The sequence below is a fragment of the Nocardioides lianchengensis genome (genome assembly GCF_900101465.1).
In the GTDB taxonomy this organism is placed as follows: Bacteria; Actinomycetota; Actinomycetes; order Propionibacteriales; family Nocardioidaceae; genus Nocardioides; species Nocardioides lianchengensis.
In genome coordinates, this window is sequence record NZ_FMZM01000001.1 from 267,025 (window position 1) to 284,539 (window position 17,515).

The window sequence follows — 17,515 nt, forward strand, 5'->3', positions numbered from 1 at the left end:
ATCAGTGGACCTGATGGAGTACCAGGCGAAGGAGCTCTTCGCCAAGCATGGTGTGGCAACGACTCTGGGTGTCGTCGTCGAGACCGCCGAGGCCGCCAAGGCCGCTGCCGAGCAGATCGGCGGCGTGACCGTCATCAAGGCGCAGGTCAAGGCCGGCGGCCGCGGCAAGGCCGGCGGCGTGAAGCTCGCCAAGACCCCCGACGAGGCCTTCGAGCACGCGACGAACATCCTCGCCCTCGAGATCAAGGACCTGCCGGTCAACCGCGTGCTCGTCACGCCCGCGACCCCGCCGGAGGAGGAGTACTACTTCTCGTTCCTGCTCGACCGCGCGAACCGCCAGTACCTCTGCATCGCCAGCGTCGAGGGCGGTGTCGAGATCGAGGAGGTCGCGAAGACCAACCCCGACGCCGTCAAGCAGATCCCGATCGACCCGGGTGCCGGTGTCGACGAGGCCAAGGCACGCGAGATCGCGACCGAGGCCGCGTTCCCCGAGGCCGTCTTCGAGCAGGCCGTGGCGATGATCCAGTCGCTCTACACGGTCTTCGTCGAGGAGGACGCCACGCTGGTCGAGGTCAACCCGCTCGCGCGGCTGGCCGGCGACAAGCTGGAGGCCCTCGACGGCAAGGTCTCGCTCGACGAGAACGCGTCCGAGGTGCGGCACCCCGAGCACGAGGCGTTCGAGATCAAGGACGAGACGGACCCGCTCGAGGCCAAGGCCAAGGACAAGGGGCTCAACTACGTCAAGCTCGACGGCCAGGTCGGCATCATCGGCAACGGCGCGGGCCTGGTCATGTCGACCCTCGACGTCGTCGCGTACGCCGGCGAGGCGCACGGTGGGGTCAAGCCCGCCAACTTCCTCGACATCGGTGGCGGCGCGAACGCCCAGGTGATGGCCGACGGCCTCGACGTGATCCTGAACGACGCGCAGGTCAAGAGCGTGTTCGTGAACGTCTTCGGCGGCATCACCGCCTGCGACGAGGTCGCGAACGGCATCAAGGGCGCCCTGGAGATCCTGGGCGCCGAGGCGACCAAGCCGCTCGTCGTACGCCTGGACGGGAACAACGTGGAGGAGGGCCGTCGGATCCTCGACGAGCTCAACCACCCGCTGGTCACCCAGGTCGACACGATGGACGGCGCGGCCGACAAGGCCGCCGAGCTGGCGAACGCCTGAGATAGAGAGCAGAGAACAGTGAGCATCTACCTCAACAAGGACTCCAAGATCATCGTCCAGGGCATCACGGGCGGCATGGGCTCCAAGCACACCACCCTGATGATCCAGTCCGGCAGCAACATCGTCGGCGGTGTCAACGCCCGCAAGGCCGGCACCACGGTCGAGCTCGCCGGGACCACGCAGCCGGTGTTCGGCACCGTGGCCGAGGCGATCAAGGAGACCGGCGCCGACGTGTCGGTCGTCTTCGTGCCGCCGGCGTTCACCAAGGACGCCTGCATCGAGGCCATCGACGCCGGCATCGGCCTGCTCGTGGTCATCACCGAGGGCGTGCCGGTGCAGGACACGGCCGAGGTCTGGTCCTACCTGCAGGGCAAGTCCACCCGGATGATCGGCCCGAACTGCCCCGGCATCATCACGCCGGGCGAGTCGCTGGCCGGCATCACGCCGCACACCATCGCGGGCACCGGCCCGGTCGGTCTCGTGTCGAAGTCCGGCACGCTGACCTACCAGATGATGTACGAGCTGCGGGACTTCGGCTTCTCGACCGCCATCGGCATCGGCGGCGACCCGATCGTCGGGACCACCCACATCGACGCTCTCGCGGCGTTCGAGGCGGACCCCGACACCAAGGCGATCGTGATGATCGGCGAGATCGGCGGCGACGCAGAGGAGCGGGCGGCGGCCTACATCAAGGACAACGTCACCAAGCCGGTCGTCGGCTATGTCGCGGGCTTCACCGCCCCCGAGGGCAAGACGATGGGCCACGCCGGGGCGATCGTGTCGGGCTCCTCCGGCACCGCGCAGGCGAAGAAGGAGGCCCTCGAGGCCGTCGGCGTGAAGGTCGGCAAGACGCCGTCCGAGACCGCCGCGCTGATGCGGGAGATCCTGCAGAGCCTCTGATCCATCAGCCGCAACACCGTGCGCCCCGAGCCTTCCGAGGCTCGGGGCGCACGTGTCTCGAGCCGGATCAGCGGCTGTTCTCCGCCTCCGAGAACACCTGCATCGCGTCGACCAGGTCGGCGACCCGCTCCTGCTCGATCGAGACCTGGGCGTCGTAGGGCACGGTGCCCAGGTCGGAGGTCAGCAGGACGGCGTTCCCGGTGCGAGCCACGACGAAGTAGTCGATCTCCTGCGCGAAGTCGTCGCCCGCTGCGACGTAGTCGGAGGAGAGGATGAACGCCTCGTCGGCGGGGAGGACAGAGTCGAGCAGCTGGTGGCTGATCGTGATGTCTCCTGCACCGGGCTGGGAGCCGCAGGACCTCACGGCATCGCGCAGCCGCTCGACGGCCTCGGCGGCGGTGGCGGCGTCGGGGTAGAGCGCCAGGGTGCGGTTGAGCTCGGGTTCGTCGGTGTTGGGAGCCCCGCGGCGGGTGGCGCCGGTGACATCGACTGTCTGCAGGTCCGCATCGAAGGCGGTCTGGTCGCACAGCGTCAGCTGGGCGACACCCGGCTCCTCCGAGGTCTCGGCGCCGTCCGCCAGGCCCGCGGTGAGGGGGAGGTCGGCCGGAATCTCCTGCCGCCACGAGACCTGGGGTGCCTCGGTCGTCTGCGTGGCGACCGGCGGGCTGGGATCGTCGGTGCCCTGCTGGGTGATGATCGCGACCGGGGTCGCGATCACGACGAGCGCGGCGGCGACACCCCCGACCGCGGCCAGGGCGTTGTTGCGCCGGCGCATCCGGTCGCCGCGGCGGCGTACCTCGGAGGCGGGCAGGGGGTTCACGGTGGGTCCTTCGGTCCTGAAGCTCGAGAAGAGCTCGTCGTTGAGGTCAGGCATGACTGGCTCCCTCCTGGAGGCCTCCGTCGTTGAAGCGGTCGTCGGAGAGCAGCGCGGCGAGCGCGGCCCGGCCGCGGCTGAGCCGGGCCTTGATGGTGCCTTCGGGGACGCCGACCTCGCGGGCGACGTCGTGGACGGACATGTCGGCGATGTGGTGCAGCACCAGTGCCTGACGCTGCGCCTCCGGCAGCTGCTTGAGGGCCGTCACCAGGGCGACGTGACTCTCGCTCGGCGCCGGCGCCTGGGTGACGGCGCCAAGGGCGCGGTCCTCGGGCCGCCGGGCCCGGACGGTACGACGCCAGCGGCTCACCGCCAGGCGGTACGCCGTCGTCCGCACCCAGGCCTCCGGGTGGTCCGCTCGGTCGAGCTTGCGGCGGTGTGCCCAGGCGCGCACGAACGCCTCCTGCACGCACTCCTGCGCCTCGTCGCGGTTCCCGATCATGGCGTAGAGCTGGCCGACGATGCGGGTGAACGACGCGGTGTAGAAGGCGTCGAACTCGCGTTCGTCCATCTCCTCGTTCCCGTCTGCTGGGGGTTTCTCCGTGGTGCTTGTCGGAGTGGATACGCCCCACCGGGCAGCACGGTTGCATACGACGTGCCCGTCTAGACGTCACCCCGCGTCGGTAGGTTGGCCGGGTGCGGACCGACGAGGTGCTGACCCTGCTCCAGGACGCGGCGGCCGAGGTGATCGAGCCGCGGTTCCGGGCGCTGGCCGACGACCAGGTCGACGAGAAGGGCCCGGGCGACCTCGTCACCGTCGCCGACCGCGAGGCGGAGGTGCTGATCACCGCGGCGCTGACCGACGCCTACCCGGACGCGCTGGTGCTGGGGGAGGAGGCCGCCGCGTCCGACCCGGGGCTGCTGGAGCGCTTCCAGGCGGCCGAGCACGCGTTCACGGTCGACCCCGTCGACGGCACGCGCAACTTCGTGCACGGCTCGCCCGACCACGCCGTGATGGCCGCCGAGCTGCGGGGTGGGGTCGTCGTACGGAGCTGGATCTGGCAGCCGCAGCACCGCGTCGCCTACGTCGCCGAGCGGGGCGCCGGCGCCTGGCGCGACGGCGTACGGCTCGAGCGGCCGCCGCTGGGCGAGGACCTGCGCGGCATCACCTCGAGACGCAGCTGGCTCGGCCGCGCGCTCGGCACCCTGCGCAAGCTGGAGACCACCTGGGTCTGCTGCGGCGTGGACTACCCGAAGCTGGTCGAGGGCGACGCCGACTACGTGCTCTACCGCGGGACCAAGCCCTGGGACCACGCGCCCGGCTCGCTGCTGCTCACCGAGGCCGGCGGCTTCGTCGGCACCTTCTCCGGCGAGCCGTACGACGCCCGCGCGCCCCTGCCGTCCGGCCTGGTCGCGGCCGCGGACCGGCCGACCTACGACCTGGTCCAGGGACTGCTGGGCGCGCTGCCCGGCCTCTGACGCAGCGCCTGGGCAGCGTCTGACGCAGGGGCGTCCGTCAGCTGCCAGGGCGGGGCAGCCGGCTCAGCCGGGTCAGGGCGCGCTCGGCCAGGGCGACGAAGTCGTCGTCGCTCATCCGCACGTCCGCGGTGGGCACGAAGCTGATCTGGGCGACCGAGGTGCCGGTGCGCAGGATGGCCATCCGGAACTCCACCGACTGGTCGTCGGAGACCTCGGTGGTGATCCGCCAGACGGTGAGGTCCTCGCCGTCCTCGCGGCGGTCGGTGATCCGGCTGACGTCGGTGCCGAGGTCCTCCTCCGGGCAGGTCCGCATCGCCTCGCGGACGTCCTCGACGAAGGCCCGCGCCCGCTGGGGACCCAGCGCGCCCACGGTCTGGGTGAGCCCGAACTCCGCGGGCAGCCGCGCCTCCGGGACCAGGAACGTGCGGGTGAGATTGCTCGACCAGCCCCGGCCGCGGAACTCCGCGCCGTCGCACCGGGTCGCGGCCAGGTTGGTGCGGGCCAGACGGGGCTCGGTGCCGGCCCAGGTACGGCGCCGGACGTCGCTCAGCGGCGGCAGGTCGACGACGTCGAGCATCGCGGGCACCACCCCGACCGGCAGCGGGTCCATCGGCTCCAACCGCGGCGCGACGCCGCAGCCGCCGGCGTCGGGGAGCGTGCACAGGTCGCCCACGGCGGCGCTGAGCAGCTTGGCGGCCGGGCGGGCGCGGGCCTCGTCGTCGGAGGCGACCGTGGTGAAGGTCGTGGTCGTCAGCTGCCCGGTGCGGGCGACCGCGGCGACGTAGGTGGCCTCGCCGGCCCCCCAGCGGCGCAGCGTCAGCAGCACCGCCTCGTCGCCGACCCCGGTCACCCGCTGCGTGGTCAGCAGCTGGGTGCGCGGGTCGGAGCAGCCGGCGAACCAGCGCAGGGTGGTGCGGAAAGCCCGGTGGGCGGCCCGCTCGGAGGCGGAGGCCTCGGCCAGCTGGACGGTGGTGCGCGCGGGCTCGCGGCGCTGCGGGGCGGCCGCGAAGTCGCGGACCAGGGCGACCGAGCTGCGGGCGTCGGCGTACCGCTCGCGCTGGCAGGGGAGCACCAGCCCGTCGCCCGCGCTGTTGTCGTGGGTCGTCCCGACCGCCCAGGGTCGGCCGGGGACGCTCGCGTCGACCTGGGCGGCGGTGAGCAGGGCGTCCTCGGAGAGCGCCGGGGGCGGCGGGGGCTCGGGCTGCGGGTCCGGCTCGTCGGACGACGAGACCAGGCCACGGTCGAGGGTCGGCCGGACGCCGCCGCCGTCGGTGACGGCCGTGCCGGTCAGGACCAGGGCGGCGACGGCGGCGACGACCCCCACCGTCGTGTGGGTACGCCGGCGCGTTGCCCCGGCCCGCCGCAGGATCGAGGCCCGGGGCAGCCGGACCTCCCCGACGGCCTCGGCGAGCGGGGCGAAGAGCGTGCGGGCCACCGGGGTGCCGAGGTCGAGGTGGATGGCCAGCTGGGAGGTGGCGGTCTGCAGCTCGCGCTCGGCGTCCTCGCGGGTCAGCCCGACCTCGCGGGCGAAGTCGGCGAGGGTCCCGCTGGCGAGCACGGTGAGCAGCAGGATCTTGCGCTGGTCGACGCTCAGCTTGCCCAGTGCGTCGAGGGTGGCCCGGACCTCGGGGGACAGGCCCTTCTCGCGGTGCCAGAGGCGTGCGGTGTGCCGGCGCTGCGCGTGGGCCCAGGCGATCGGGCGGATCCAGGCCTCCGGGTCACCGTGGCGGGTGGCCTTGCGCCAGTGGTGCCACGCGACGACGAACGCGTCGCGGACGGCGGCCCGGGCGGCCGAGAGGTCGCCCGTGAGCGCGTAGGTCTGCAGCAGCAGCCTGGTCCGGGCGTCCTGGTAGCACGCGTCGAACTCGTCGGGGTCCCTCATGGCCCGACCACGGTACGCGACGGCGTGGCAACGCCGTCGCCCCGGACGCTCCGGTCATGATGGATCGACCATGACCTCCGTGCTCCCTCACCGGCCCGACGCGACCCGTGCCCGGGACGACCTGCGGCACCGTCGCCCGCTCGTCCTGCTGGCGACGCTCGGTGGCGCGACCGCCGCGGCCGCGACCCTGGTCGTCTGCCTGGGGGCCGGGGTGGCGGGCTGGTTCCTCACCGATGCCGGTGCCCACGGGGAGCCGCGCGACGCGCTGCGGGTCGGTGCCCTGGGCTGGCTGATGGGTCACGGCTCGGGCGTGCACGTGCAGGGCACGCCGGTGACCGCCGTACCCCTGGCGCTGACGCTGGTGGTGGCGTGGACGATCTGGCGGGTCGCGACCCGGGTCGGCGACGCCGTGTCCGGCCACGGACCCGACGCCGACGCCATCGCCGACGGCGAGCGCGACTGGACGGTGCCGGCGGCGACCGGGCTGTTCGCCCTCGGGTACGCCGTCGTGGTGGTCGGCACCCACGCGGTCGCCGCCACCCCCGCGACCGACCCCTCGCTGGTCCGCCCGCTGCTGTGGACGGTCCTGCTGTGCGGCCTCGTGGGCGGGTCTGCGGTCGCCGTCGGCTCGGGGCGCGCGGCGATCTGGGCCTCGTTCCTCCCGGTCGCGCTGCGCGAGGCCGCCGCCACCTGCCGCCGGATCCTGCTCGGCTGGGCACTGGTCGCCGGCCTCGTGCTGCTCGCCGCGCTGATCGTCGACCTCGACACCGCCGTGAACGTGATGTCGCAGCTCCACACCGACGCGGGCGACGCGACCCTCTTCACCCTGCTCAGCGCCACCGTGGTGCCCAACGCGGTGATCTTCTCCGGCTCCTACCTGCTCGGGCCGGGCTTCGCCGTCGGCGTCGGCACGCTGGTCTCGCCGTCGGCCGTCGCGCTCGGCCCGCTGCCGATGTTCCCGCTGCTGGCCGCGCTGCCCGACGCCGGGACACCGCCGGTCTGGACGGCGTACCTGATGCTCCTGCCGCCGCTGGTCGCGCTGGTCGCGACCATGCGCTCGCAGCGGCTGGCCCCGACGACCCGCTGGGACGAGGGCATCATCCGCGGGCTGGCCGGTGGCGTCCTGGCCGGCCTGATCTTCGGCGTCCTCGCGGCGCTCGCCGGTGGCGCCGTCGGGCCGGGTCGGATGGCCGAGGTCGGGCCGCTCGTGCTCGACACCACCGTGTACGCCGTGACCGCGTTCGGCCTCGGCGGCCTGCTCGGCGGGGTGCTCGCGACCGCGCTGCAGCGACGCCGCGCCCGCCGCGACGCCATGCCCTAGAGTGCCGCCCGTGCCAGACGAACCCGCCGCCATCGTCGTCCTCGTGTCGGGGTCCGGCACCAACCTCCAGGCCCTGATCGAGGCCTGCCGGGACCCCGCGTACGGCGCCCGCGTCGTCGCCGTCGGCGCCGACCGCGACGGGATCGAGGCGCTGGCCCGGGCCGAGCGCGCCGGGATCCCGACGTTCGTGCTGAAGGTCGCCGACTTCGGGACCCGCGAGGAGTGGGACGCGGCGATGGCCGGCGCCGTCGCGGCGTGGGACCCCGACCTCATCGTCTCCGCGGGCTTCATGAAGCTCGCGGGTCCGACCTTCCTCGCCCTCTACGGCGGCAAGTACGTCAACAGCCACCCGGCGCTGCTCCCGGCGTTCCCGGGCATGCACGGCGCCGAGGACGCGCTGTCGTACGGCGTGAAGATCACCGGCGCGACCCTCTTCGTCGTCGACCCGGGCGTCGACACCGGGCCGATCATCGCGCAGACCGCCGTCCCGGTGGAGGACTACGACACCGTCGAGACCCTGCACGAGCGGATCAAGGTCGCCGAGCGGACGATGCTCGTGGAGACCCTCGGCCGGATGGCCCGCGAGGGGTTCACGGTCGAGGGACGCCGGGTCCGCTACGGCCGGTAGACTGCTCTCCACACGACTGGCGCAGGTGGGTGACCACCAGGGAGTGAACGCGGGAGCATCGACCGCCTGGGTGCCCCGACCGCCCCAGCCCCACCCCTCAGGAGCGTTCCGTGTCTGAAGCCCGTGTCCCGATCAAGCGCGCGCTGGTCTCCGTCTACGACAAGTCCGGTCTCGAGGACCTCGTCCGCGGCCTGCACGAGGCCGGCGTCGCGCTGGTCTCGACCGGCGGCTCGGCCGCCCTCATCGAGGGCCTCGGCCTGCCGGTCACCAAGGTCGAGGACCTGACCGGCTTCCCCGAGTGCCTCGACGGCCGCGTGAAGACCCTGCACCCGCGCGTGCACGCCGGCATCCTGGCCGACCGTCGCCTCGACTCCCACGTCGCCCAGCTGGCCGACCTCGGTGTCGAGCCGTTCGACCTGGTCGTGTCCAACCTCTACCCGTTCACCCAGACCGTCGCCTCGGGCGCGGGCCCGGACGAGTGCGTCGAGCAGATCGACATCGGTGGCCCCTCGATGGTCCGGGCGGCCGCCAAGAACCACCCCTCGGTCGCCATCGTGACCTCCCCGGAGCGCTACGCCGACGTGCTGGCCGCGGTCGCCGACGGCGGCTTCACCCTGGCCCAGCGCCAGACCCTGGCCGCGGAGGCGTTCGTGCACACCGCGTCGTACGACGTCGCCGTGGCGTCGTGGATGGGCAACGTGCTGACCGACTCCTCCGCGGGCACCGGATTCCCGGCCTGGGCCGGCGCGACCTGGGAGAAGAAGGCGGTGCTGCGCTACGGCGAGAACCCGCACCAGCCCGCCGCGCTCTACGTCTCCGCGCAGGGCGGTGGCCTGGCCGCCGCCGAGCAGCTGCACGGCAAGGAGATGTCCTACAACAACTACGTCGACACCGACGCGGCCCGCCGCGCCGCCAACGACTTCGCCGAGCCGGCGGTGGCGATCATCAAGCACGCCAACCCGTGCGGCATCGCGGTCGGCGCCGACGTCGCCGAGGCCCACCGGCGCGCGCACGCCTGCGACCCGGTCTCCGCCTTCGGCGGCGTGATCGCGGTCAACCGGCCGGTCTCGGTCGAGCTGGCCCAGCAGGTCTCCGAGGTCTTCACCGAGGTGATCGTCGCGCCGTCGTACGACGAGGGCGCGGTCGAGGTGCTCCAGGGCAAGAAGAACATCCGCATCCTCGTGGCCCCCGCGGACGGGGGCGCGGCGGTCGAGACCCGCCCGATCAGCGGCGGCCTGCTCATGCAGCACGTGGACCACGTCGACGCCGAGGGCGACGACCCGGCGACCTGGACGCTGGCCACCGGCGAGGCGGCCTCGCCGGAGGTCCTCGCCGACCTGGCCTTCGCCTGGAAGGCCTGCCGCGCGGTGAAGTCCAACGCGATCCTGCTCGCCAAGGACGGCGCCTCGGTCGGCGTCGGCATGGGCCAGGTCAACCGGGTCGACTCCTGCAAGCTCGCCGTCCAGCGGGCGGGGGAGCGCGCGGTCGGCTCGGTCGCCGCCTCCGATGCCTTCTTCCCCTTCGAGGACGGCCCGCAGATCCTCATCGACGCCGGCGTCGCCGCGATCGTGCAGCCCGGCGGCTCGGTCCGCGACGAGCTGACGATCGAGGCCGCCAAGGCGGCGGGCGTGACCATGTACTTCACCGGCACCCGCCACTTCGCGCACTAGGCACGGCGGAGCCGGGCCGCGAGTGCGCGGGTCGAGCGAGCGCTCCGACTGAGGGACGAAGTCGGAACGCGCGTGTCGAGACATCAGTAAGACGAGAAGCAGCAGCAACCCTGACAGGATTGAACGCGATGACTGCACAGAAGCTCGACGGCAGCGCCACGCTGAAGACCATCAAGCTCGAGCTCGCCGAGCGCGTGGCCCGGCTCCAGGAGCAGGGGATCGTCCCGGGCCTCGGGACCGTGCTGGTCGGCGACGACCCGGGCTCGCACTGGTACGTCGGCGCCAAGCACAAGGACTGCGCCGAGATCGGGATCGAGTCGATCCGGGTCGACCTGCCCGCGACCGCCACCCAGGCCGAGGTCGAGGCCGAGATCGACCGGCTCAACGCCGATCCGTCGTGCACGGGCTTCCTCATCCAGCAGCCGACCGGGCTGGACGAGTTCGCGCTGCTCTCGCGCGTCGACCCCGACAAGGACGTCGACGGCCTGCACCCGGTCAGCCTCGGCCGCCTGGTGCTGGGCGAGACCGGCTCGCTGCCCTGCACCCCGATCGGCTGCATCGAGCTGCTGCGCCGCCACGGCGTCGAGCTCAACGGGGCCGAGGTGGTCGTGGTCGGTCGCGGCCTGACCGTCGGCCGGCCGATGGGCCTGCTGCTCACCCGCCGCAGCGAGAACTCCACCGTCACGCTGTGCCACACCGGCACCCGCGACCTGGCTGCCCACACCCGCCAGGCGGACGTGGTGGTGGCCGCGGCCGGCGTACCCGGGATCATCACCGCCGACATGGTGAAGCCCGGTGCGGCCGTCCTCGACGTGGGCGTCTCGCGCGTCGACGGCAAGATCGCCGGCGACGTCGACCCCGGCGTCTGGGACGTCGCGGGCTGGGTGTCCCCGAACCCGGGCGGGGTGGGTCCGATGACCCGCGCCATGCTGCTGTCCAACATCGTGTCGATGGCCGAGCAGTCGGCCGCGGCGTCCGCCTGAGATCGAGCCCGCGTGAGCGACCCCGGCGTACCGCCGTCCGAGCAGCCGGAGGAGACCCCTGTCCCGACGCCGGACGAGGTCGCCGCGGAGCTCGCCGCGGCCGAGGCGGGGGACGGGGTCGGACCCGACGAGTCGGGGGAGCCCGACGACACCCGCCGCTACCCCTCGACGATCGGCGGGGCGTTCTACCTGCTCGTGCTGCTCGCGACCGGCGTCGGCCTCGGCATCGTCTGGTCCGGCAACTGGCGGCTCGGGGTGCAGTGGATGGCGGGGGCGCTCATCGTGGCTGCGGCGGTGCGCCTGGTGCTGCCCCGCCGCGACGCCGGCATGCTCGCCGTCCGCCACCGGCTCTTCGACTGCGTCCTGCTCGGCGGCGTGGGCGTCGCGCTGATCTTCCTGGCCCAGACGATCCCGGACCAGCCGGGGTTCTGAGGGGGCCGGTGAGTTTTATCGGCTAGCCGATAAAACTCACGCCTGGACGACAAAGCTTCGTCGTCCAGGCGTGAGGTCCGTCGGCCAGCCGATGAAACTCTCACCGGCCGGTCGCGGGCGGCTAGATCAGGCCGAGCTCGGTGACCGCGGCGCGCTCCTCGGCGAGCTCGTCGGTCGACGCCGCGATCCGGCCGCGGGAGAACTCGTCGATCTCGAGGCCCTCGACGATCGACCAGTCGCCGCCGGAGGTGGTGACCGGGAACGAGGAGATCAGGCCCTCGGGTACGCCGTACTCGCCCTGCGAGCGGACGGCCATCGAGACCCAGTCGCCCTCGGCGGAGCCGAAGAGCCAGTCGCGCGCGGCGTCGATGGTGGCGGACGCGGCGGAGGCGGCCGAGGAGGAGCCGCGGGCGTCGATGATGGCGGCACCGCGCTTGGCGACGGTGGGGATGAAGGTGCTCTCGAGCCACTCCTGGTCGCCCACGACCTCGGCGGCGTTGCGGCCGGCGACCTCGGCGTGGAAGAGGTCGGGGTACTGGGTGGCCGAGTGGTTGCCCCAGATGGTCATCTTCGTGATGTCGGTGACGGGTGCCCCGGTCTTGGCCGCGAGCTGGGAGATCGCCCGGTTGTGGTCGAGGCGGGTGAGCGCCGAGAACCGCTCCTGCGGGATGTCGGGGGCGTTCGACATCGCGATCAGGGCGTTGGTGTTGGCGGGGTTGCCGGTGACGCCGATGCGTACGTCGGACGCCGCCACCTTGTTGAGAGCCTTGCCCTGGGCGGTGAAGATCGCGCCGTTGGCCGAGAGCAGGTCGCTCCGCTCCATGCCGGGGCCGCGGGGGCGGGCGCCGACGAGGAGGGCGAGGTTGACGCCGTCAAAGATCTTCTCGGCGTCGTCGCCGATCTCGACGCCGGCGAGGTTCGGGAACGCGCAGTCGTCGAGCTCCATCACGACCCCCTCGAGCGCCTTCAGCGCCGGCGTGATCTCCAGCAGGCGCAGCTCGATCGGCCGGTCGCCCGCCAGGGCGCCGCTCGCGAGGCGGAAGAGGAGGCTGTAGCCGATCTGGCCGGCGGCGCCGGTGACGGCGACCTTCAGGGGGGCAGTGCTCACGGGGACTCCTAGTCGGTTCTGGTCCGATGACGTATCCGTCTCGGACGCTAGCAGCGGGGGGAGGCCCGCGGCCGGGTGGCTCGGGGCGTGAGAGATGCTTCCCCCATGCAGCGACGAGTACGCCGGGCCGCGGTGACCGTGGCGGCGGCGGTCCTCCTGACCGGCTGCGCCTCCGACCCCGAGGCCAGCCCGCCGGCCGGGGTCGACGAGCTGACCATCCCCACCCCGTCGCCGGACCCCGACGACTTCGTCGACCGGATCGACAACCCGTGGCTGGCGCTCGGCCCGGGGGAGAGCACCACGCTGACCGGTCCGACCGGCGACCTGGTGCTGGCGGTCGGCGACGAGACGACCACCGTCGGGGGCGTCGCGGTCACCACGATGACGCTCGGCGACACGTCGTACCTGCTGGCGCAGGACGACGACGGCAACGTGTGGCGCTTCCTGGAGGAAGGGGAGGCCGGGCTGTTCATGGCGGCCACCCCGCGGTACGGCGACGGCTACCGCACGGCGTACGACGAGGGCGTCGTCGAGGAGCGGGCCGAGGTGACCGAGCTGGAGGGCGACACCCTCGAGATCGCGACCATCGACCCGGCCCGACCCGGCGAGCACACCGTGGCGACCTACGAGAACGGCACCGGCCTCGTACGGATCGAGACCGGTGCCGGAGTCTTCGAGCGGTAGCTCAGACCTGCGGGGGGCGGATCTGGGTGTGGCCCTCGTCGGTGTCCGGCGGGGCCGGCTGACCCGGGGTCACCGGACCGGTCGGTGCAGCCGGAGCCGCGGGCGCGGCCGGGGGCGCCGGCGGAGCGGCACCGGGCTGCGGGGCCGGGATCCACTGCTGGGCGTAGGGGTCCCACTGCCAGCCGTCCTGGATGATCGGCTCGCCGCTCCAGACCTGCTGGTTCCACTGCTGCTGGTACTGGTCCGAGGCGCCGTAGCCGGGCACGGCCGCCGCGGCGGTGCGCTCGGGGAAGCGGAAGCCCGAGCCGGGGACGGGCTCGCCGGCGTGGCCGAACACGGCCGGGTAGGCCAGACCGGCGATGACCGCGCCGAGCAGCGGCGCGACGATGAAGAGCCAGACCTGCTGGATGGCGTCGGTGCCGGCGAAGAGGGCCGGGCCGATGGAGCGGGCCGGGTTGACCGAGGTGCCGGTGGCGGGGATGGCGACCAGGTGGATCGCGGTCAGCGTGAAGCCGATGACCAGCGGCGCGAGGGCGGGGTGCTCGTTGCGGGCGTCGGTGACGGCCAGGATCACGAAGACGAAGATCGCGGTCAGCAGGAGCTCCAGGATCAGTGCGGCCCACAGCGAGTAGCCGGACCCGTCGTCACCGAAGGAGTTCTGGCCGAGGCCGAAGCGGTCGACGTCGTAGACCTCGAAGCCCTGGAGCAGGCCGAGCAGCGCGCCGCCGGCGGCGATCGCACCCGCGAGCTGGGCCCCGACGTAGATCGGGACCTCCCGCCAGGCGATCCGGCCGCCGATGGCGGCGGCCACGCTGACGGCCGGGTTGAAGTGGCCGCCGGAGATCCGGCCGACGGCGTAGGCCATCACCAGCACGGCCAGGCCGAAGGTCAGGGCGATGGCGAGGATGTCGAAGGTCTCGCGCATCCCGGCGTAGACCACGGAGCCGCAGCCGAAGAACACGAGCACGAACGTGCCGAGGACCTCGGCGACGATCTTCTGGAGGGTGGTGGGCGCGGGTGGCGCCTCGACGACGGCTTCAGTCATGGGGGTGGCTCCTGGAGGCGTATCCCGGCGGGTCCGGGCGTGAGAACTGTAGTCATCCCTCCCCACATTGCGTGCGGCCTACTCACGTTGCCGACGACCTCCTCGGGTGCGAGGGTGAAGGGGTCGGAGCCGTCAGGTATCTTGACGTCGAGAAACTTCCTCCACCAGCTCAGGAGTCGCTGCGCCATGGCCACGATCATCTACACCCACACCGACGAGGCGCCGCTGCTGGCGACGTACTCCTTCCTGCCGATCATCCAGGCGTACGCCGCGCAGGCCGGCGTCGAGGTGGAGACCCGCGACATCTCGGTCGCGGCGCGGATCCTGGCCCAGTTCGGGCTGGCCGACGACGCGCTGGGCGAGCTGGGCGAGCTGGCCACCAAGCCCGAGGCCAACATCATCAAGCTGCCCAACGTCTCCGCCTCCGTCCCGCAGCTGAAGGCCGCGATCAAGGAGCTGCAGGGGAAGGGCTACGACCTGCCCGACTACCCCGAGAACCCGCAGAGCGACGAGGACAAGGCCACCGCGGCCAAGTACGACAAGGTCAAGGGCTCCGCGGTCAACCCGGTGCTGCGCGAAGGCAACTCCGACCGCCGCGCGCCGCTCTCGGTGAAGAACTACGCGAAGGCCCACCCGCACCGCATGGGTGCCTGGACCGCCGACTCCAAGACCAACGTCGCCACCATGGGCGAGCACGACTTCCGGTCCAACGAGAAGTCCGTGGTCATCCCCGCCGACGACACCCTGACCATCAAGCTGGTCGCCGCCGACGGCACCGAGACCGAGCTCAAGACCGGCATCAAGGTCCTCGCGGGCGAGGTCGTCGACGGCACCTACATGGACGTCGCCGCGCTGCGCCGCTTCCTGAGCGAGCAGGTCGCGCGGGCCAAGGCCGAGGGCGTGCTGTTCTCCGCCCACCTGAAGGCCACGATGATGAAGGTCTCCGACCCGATCATCTTCGGCCACGTCGTGCAGGCGTTCTTCCCGACCCTCTTCGAGCAGTACGGCGAGCAGCTGAAGGCCGCCGGCATCTCCCCGAACGACGGCCTGGGCGGCCTGCTCAGCGCGGTCGAAGGCCTTCCCGAGGGCGAGGCCATCAAGGCGGCCGTCCAGCAGGGGCTGGCCGACGGCCCGGCGCTGGCCATGGTCGACTCCGACAAGGGCATCACCAACCTGCACGTGCCGAGCGACGTCATCATCGACGCCTCGATGCCGGCGATGATCCGCACCTCCGGCCACATGTGGGGCCCGGACGGCGAGGAGGCCGACACGCTCGCGGTGATCCCGGACTCGTCGTACGCCGGGGTCTACCAGACCGTCATCGACGACTGCCGCGCCCACGGCGCCTTCGACCCGGCCACCATGGGCTCGGTGCCCAACGTCGGCCTGATGGCCAAGGCGGCCGAGGAGTACGGCTCGCACGACAAGACCTTCGAGATCCCGGCCGCCGGCACGGTCCAGGTCGTCAACGCGGCCGGCGAGGTGCTGATCAGCCACGATGTGCAGCCGGGCGACATCTGGCGCGCCTGCCAGACCAAGGACGCCCCGATCCGCGACTGGGTCAAGCTGGCCGTCACCCGTGCCCGTGCCACCGGCTCGCCGGCCGTCTTCTGGCTCGACGAGACCCGCGCCCACGACGCCAACCTGATCGAGCTCGTGAAGAAGTACCTGCCCGAGCACGACACCGACGGCCTGACCATCGAGATCCTGGCCCCGGCCGAGGCGACGGCGTACTCGCTGGAGCGGATCCGCAAGGGCGAGGACACCATCTCGGTGACCGGCAACGTGCTGCGCGACTACAACACCGACCTGTTCCCGATCCTCGAGCTCGGCACCTCGGCGAAGATGCTCTCCGTCGTCCCGCTGATGAACGGCGGCGGCCTGTTCGAGACCGGCGCCGGCGGCTCCGCGCCCAAGCACGTGCAGCAGCTCGTCAAGGAGAACTACCTGCGCTGGGACAGCCTGGGCGAGTTCTTCGCGCTCGCCGCGTCGTTCGAGCACCTCGCGGGCTACGACAGCAACCCGCGCGCGCAGGTGCTGGCCGACACCCTCGACAAGGCCACCGGCACGTTCCTCGAGAACGACAAGTCGCCGACGCGTCGCGTGGGCGGCATCGACAATCGCGGCTCGCACTTCTACCTGGCCCTCTACTGGGCCCAGGAGCTGGCGCAGCAGACCGACGACGCGGCGCTGGCCGAGATCTTCACCCCCTTCGCGGAGGCGCTGACCTCCCAGGAGGAGAAGATCGTCGGCGAGCTCAACGGCGTGCAGGGCAGCCCGGCCGACATCGGGGGCTACTACCAGCCCGACGACGCCAAGGCGGACGCCGTGATGCGCCCGTCGGCGACCCTCAACGAGGCGCTGGCGACGCTCGCCCGATGACCGACCAGCAGGCCGAGCAGCCGGGCCAGCCCCTGGGGCCGGACCCGACGTACGGACGACGGGCCCTCTCGACGAGGGGGTACGTCGCCGCCGTCGTGATCCCGGTCCTGATCGCCGCCGGGCTGTTCGGGCTGGTGGTCTGGAACTACGACGACGCCGACATCCAGGGCACCACGGCGCCGCTGCTGGCGTCGTCGTGGCAGCCGGGGCAGCCGGCCGGCACGGAGCCGGTGATCGGGGTGCTGGCGGCGGACGACGACGACTGCGCGGTGCTGGTCACCGACGACGGCGAGGTCGCCGTGGCCTGGCCCGCCGGGTTCTCCGCGCGGCTGAGCCCGGGCGGCACGCTCACGGTCTACGACCCCGACGGCAAGCCCGCCGCCCGCGCCGACCAGGAGGTCCGGGCGACCGGCAGCCTGGTCGACGTGGCCGGCTCGCCCTTCGCGGGCAAGCCGTGCGCACCGGCCGGCGGCCAGGTCCTGGCCATCGAGTCCGCCGTCCAGGTGGTGGCCGGCTGAGGTGCCGAGCTCCCAGGACGTCCTCCACGCCCCGCTGCGCGATCAGCTCGAGGTGTTCGTCGACGAGCACCGGGCCGGGCTGGTCGCCTGCCTCGACGGGCTGAGCGAGGAGGAGGCGCGCCGCTCGCTGGTGCCGTCGCGGACCACCCTGCTGGGGCTGGTCAAGCACGCGGTGTTCGTCGAGCGGGTCTGGTTCGAGGAGGCCTTCACCGGCCGGTCGCGGGCCGAGCTGGGACTGCCGGAGCACCCGGACGACTCCTTCGTGCTGGCGCCCGAGGACACGATCGCGTCGGTGCGGGCGGCGTACGACGAGGCCTGTGCGGCGTCCCGGCGCGCGGCGGCGGGGCTGGGACCCGACGACGTCGTCAGCGGCAACAGGCGGGGGCCGTTGCCGCTCCGATGGATCTACCTCCACCTGCTGCGCGAGCTGGCCCAGCACGGCGGACACGCCGACATCCTGCGCGAGCAGGTGCTCGCCTCCCGGCCTTGAGACGCCCT

General features: G+C 72.6%; 17 protein-coding genes and 1 riboswitch. Of the genes, 12 read left to right on the top strand and 5 right to left on the bottom strand.

Going from position 1 to position 17,515, the window contains the following annotated elements; genetic code table 11:
* Window positions 1-4: 4 nt before the first annotated feature.
* Window positions 5-1,171 carry an ADP-forming succinate--CoA ligase subunit beta gene (gene sucC / locus BLT76_RS01370; protein ID WP_090849997.1) on the top strand — a complete coding sequence of 389 codons (1,167 nt, stop codon included), beginning with the start codon at window positions 5-7 and terminating at the stop codon, window positions 1,169-1,171.
* 18 nt (window positions 1,172-1,189) lie between these two features.
* Window positions 1,190-2,071, top strand: coding sequence for a succinate--CoA ligase subunit alpha (sucD, locus tag BLT76_RS01375; RefSeq protein ID WP_090849999.1), 882 nt, complete (start codon window positions 1,190-1,192; stop codon window positions 2,069-2,071).
* Window positions 2,072-2,138: 67 nt separating this feature from the next.
* On the opposite strand, the gene BLT76_RS01380 is transcribed toward sucD, so the two are convergent.
* Window positions 2,139-2,891 (bottom strand): hypothetical protein, encoded by a 753-nt coding sequence (locus BLT76_RS01380; RefSeq protein WP_139175367.1) that lies wholly within the window; start codon window positions 2,889-2,891, stop codon window positions 2,139-2,141.
* 46 nt (window positions 2,892-2,937) lie between these two features.
* Window positions 2,938-3,456: a SigE family RNA polymerase sigma factor gene (locus tag BLT76_RS01385; protein ID WP_090850003.1), complete on the bottom strand. Its 519-nt coding sequence runs from the start codon at window positions 3,454-3,456 to the stop codon at window positions 2,938-2,940.
* A gap of 125 nt (window positions 3,457-3,581) precedes the next feature.
* On the opposite strand from BLT76_RS01385, the gene BLT76_RS01390 reads away from it, so the two are divergent.
* Window positions 3,582-4,364 (top strand): inositol monophosphatase family protein, encoded by a 783-nt coding sequence (locus BLT76_RS01390; protein WP_090850005.1) that lies wholly within the window; start codon window positions 3,582-3,584, stop codon window positions 4,362-4,364.
* Between the two features lie 37 nt (window positions 4,365-4,401).
* Here the strand turns inward: BLT76_RS01390 and BLT76_RS01395 are convergent, their stop codons facing one another.
* On the bottom strand, window positions 4,402-6,246 hold the full coding sequence (locus BLT76_RS01395) for a SigE family RNA polymerase sigma factor (RefSeq protein WP_090850007.1): 1,845 nt from the start codon (window positions 6,244-6,246) through the stop codon (window positions 4,402-4,404).
* 70 nt (window positions 6,247-6,316) lie between these two features.
* Between BLT76_RS01395 and BLT76_RS01400 the strand changes: the two genes are divergently transcribed.
* From BLT76_RS01400 to BLT76_RS01420, 5 genes are all read left to right on the top strand, one after another.
* Window positions 6,317-7,567: a cell division protein PerM gene (locus BLT76_RS01400; protein ID WP_090850009.1), complete on the top strand. Its 1,251-nt coding sequence runs from the start codon at window positions 6,317-6,319 to the stop codon at window positions 7,565-7,567.
* 1 nt (window position 7,568) lies between these two features.
* Complete coding sequence (purN, locus tag BLT76_RS01405; RefSeq protein ID WP_090850012.1) at window positions 7,569-8,195, top strand: phosphoribosylglycinamide formyltransferase; 627 nt, start codon at window positions 7,569-7,571, stop codon at window positions 8,193-8,195.
* Between the two features lie 2 nt (window positions 8,196-8,197).
* Window positions 8,198-8,274, top strand: a riboswitch (ZMP/ZTP riboswitch).
* Window positions 8,275-8,305: 31 nt separating this feature from the next.
* The gene (gene purH, locus BLT76_RS01410) at window positions 8,306-9,865 is read left to right on the top strand and encodes a bifunctional phosphoribosylaminoimidazolecarboxamide formyltransferase/IMP cyclohydrolase (protein WP_090850014.1); all 1,560 of its coding nucleotides are present in this window, start codon (window positions 8,306-8,308) and stop codon (window positions 9,863-9,865) included.
* Between the two features lie 128 nt (window positions 9,866-9,993).
* Window positions 9,994-10,848 carry a bifunctional methylenetetrahydrofolate dehydrogenase/methenyltetrahydrofolate cyclohydrolase gene (locus BLT76_RS01415; RefSeq protein WP_090850016.1) on the top strand — a complete coding sequence of 285 codons (855 nt, stop codon included), beginning with the start codon at window positions 9,994-9,996 and terminating at the stop codon, window positions 10,846-10,848.
* A 12-nt stretch (window positions 10,849-10,860) separates the two neighbouring features.
* Window positions 10,861-11,280: a DUF3017 domain-containing protein gene (locus BLT76_RS01420; protein WP_090850018.1), complete on the top strand. Its 420-nt coding sequence runs from the start codon at window positions 10,861-10,863 to the stop codon at window positions 11,278-11,280.
* Window positions 11,281-11,401: 121 nt separating this feature from the next.
* Here BLT76_RS01420 and BLT76_RS01425 read toward each other — a convergent pair whose 3' ends face one another.
* Window positions 11,402-12,388, bottom strand: coding sequence for a malate dehydrogenase (locus tag BLT76_RS01425; protein ID WP_090850020.1), 987 nt, complete (start codon window positions 12,386-12,388; stop codon window positions 11,402-11,404).
* A gap of 105 nt (window positions 12,389-12,493) precedes the next feature.
* Here BLT76_RS01425 and BLT76_RS01430 point away from each other — a divergent pair, with 105 nt between their 5' ends.
* On the top strand, window positions 12,494-13,072 hold the full coding sequence (locus tag BLT76_RS01430) for a hypothetical protein (protein ID WP_139175368.1): 579 nt from the start codon (window positions 12,494-12,496) through the stop codon (window positions 13,070-13,072).
* A gap of 1 nt (window position 13,073) precedes the next feature.
* On the opposite strand, the gene BLT76_RS01435 is transcribed toward BLT76_RS01430, so the two are convergent.
* Window positions 13,074-14,117, bottom strand: a complete 1,044-nt coding sequence (locus BLT76_RS01435) for an MIP family channel protein (protein WP_090850024.1) — start codon at window positions 14,115-14,117, stop codon at window positions 13,074-13,076.
* Between the two features lie 186 nt (window positions 14,118-14,303).
* Here BLT76_RS01435 and BLT76_RS01440 point away from each other — a divergent pair, with 186 nt between their 5' ends.
* The 3 genes from BLT76_RS01440 to BLT76_RS01450 are packed head-to-tail and all read left to right on the top strand — an operon-like array spanning window position 14,304 to window position 17,507.
* Complete coding sequence (locus tag BLT76_RS01440) at window positions 14,304-16,499, top strand: NADP-dependent isocitrate dehydrogenase (protein WP_090850026.1); 2,196 nt, start codon at window positions 14,304-14,306, stop codon at window positions 16,497-16,499.
* Window positions 16,496-17,017, top strand: a complete 522-nt coding sequence (locus BLT76_RS01445; protein ID WP_090850028.1) for a hypothetical protein — start codon at window positions 16,496-16,498, stop codon at window positions 17,015-17,017. Before BLT76_RS01440 ends, BLT76_RS01445 begins: the two co-directional genes overlap by 4 nt.
* A gap of 1 nt (window position 17,018) precedes the next feature.
* A complete protein-coding gene (locus BLT76_RS01450) occupies window positions 17,019-17,507 on the top strand; it encodes a DinB family protein (protein WP_090850030.1) in 489 nt (162 codons plus the stop codon).
* The last annotated feature ends 8 nt before the right edge of the window (window positions 17,508-17,515 follow it).

Excerpts from the sequence above, each read along its gene's own strand:
- BLT76_RS01385 (WP_090850003.1), bottom strand. The coding sequence starts at position 3,456 with ATGGACGAACGCGAGTTCGACGCCTTCTACACCGCGTCGTTCACCCGC.
- BLT76_RS01395 (WP_090850007.1), bottom strand. The coding sequence starts at position 6,246 with ATGAGGGACCCCGACGAGTTCGACGCGTGCTACCAGGACGCCCGGACC.
- BLT76_RS01400 (WP_090850009.1), top strand. The coding sequence starts at position 6,317 with ATGACCTCCGTGCTCCCTCACCGGCCCGACGCGACCCGTGCCCGGGAC.
- BLT76_RS01415 (WP_090850016.1), top strand. The coding sequence starts at position 9,994 with ATGACTGCACAGAAGCTCGACGGCAGCGCCACGCTGAAGACCATCAAG.
- BLT76_RS01430 (WP_139175368.1), top strand. The coding sequence starts at position 12,494 with ATGCAGCGACGAGTACGCCGGGCCGCGGTGACCGTGGCGGCGGCGGTC.
- BLT76_RS01435 (WP_090850024.1), bottom strand. The coding sequence starts at position 14,117 with ATGACTGAAGCCGTCGTCGAGGCGCCACCCGCGCCCACCACCCTCCAG.
- BLT76_RS01440 (WP_090850026.1), top strand. The coding sequence starts at position 14,304 with ATGGCCACGATCATCTACACCCACACCGACGAGGCGCCGCTGCTGGCG.
- BLT76_RS01445 (WP_090850028.1), top strand. The coding sequence starts at position 16,496 with ATGACCGACCAGCAGGCCGAGCAGCCGGGCCAGCCCCTGGGGCCGGAC.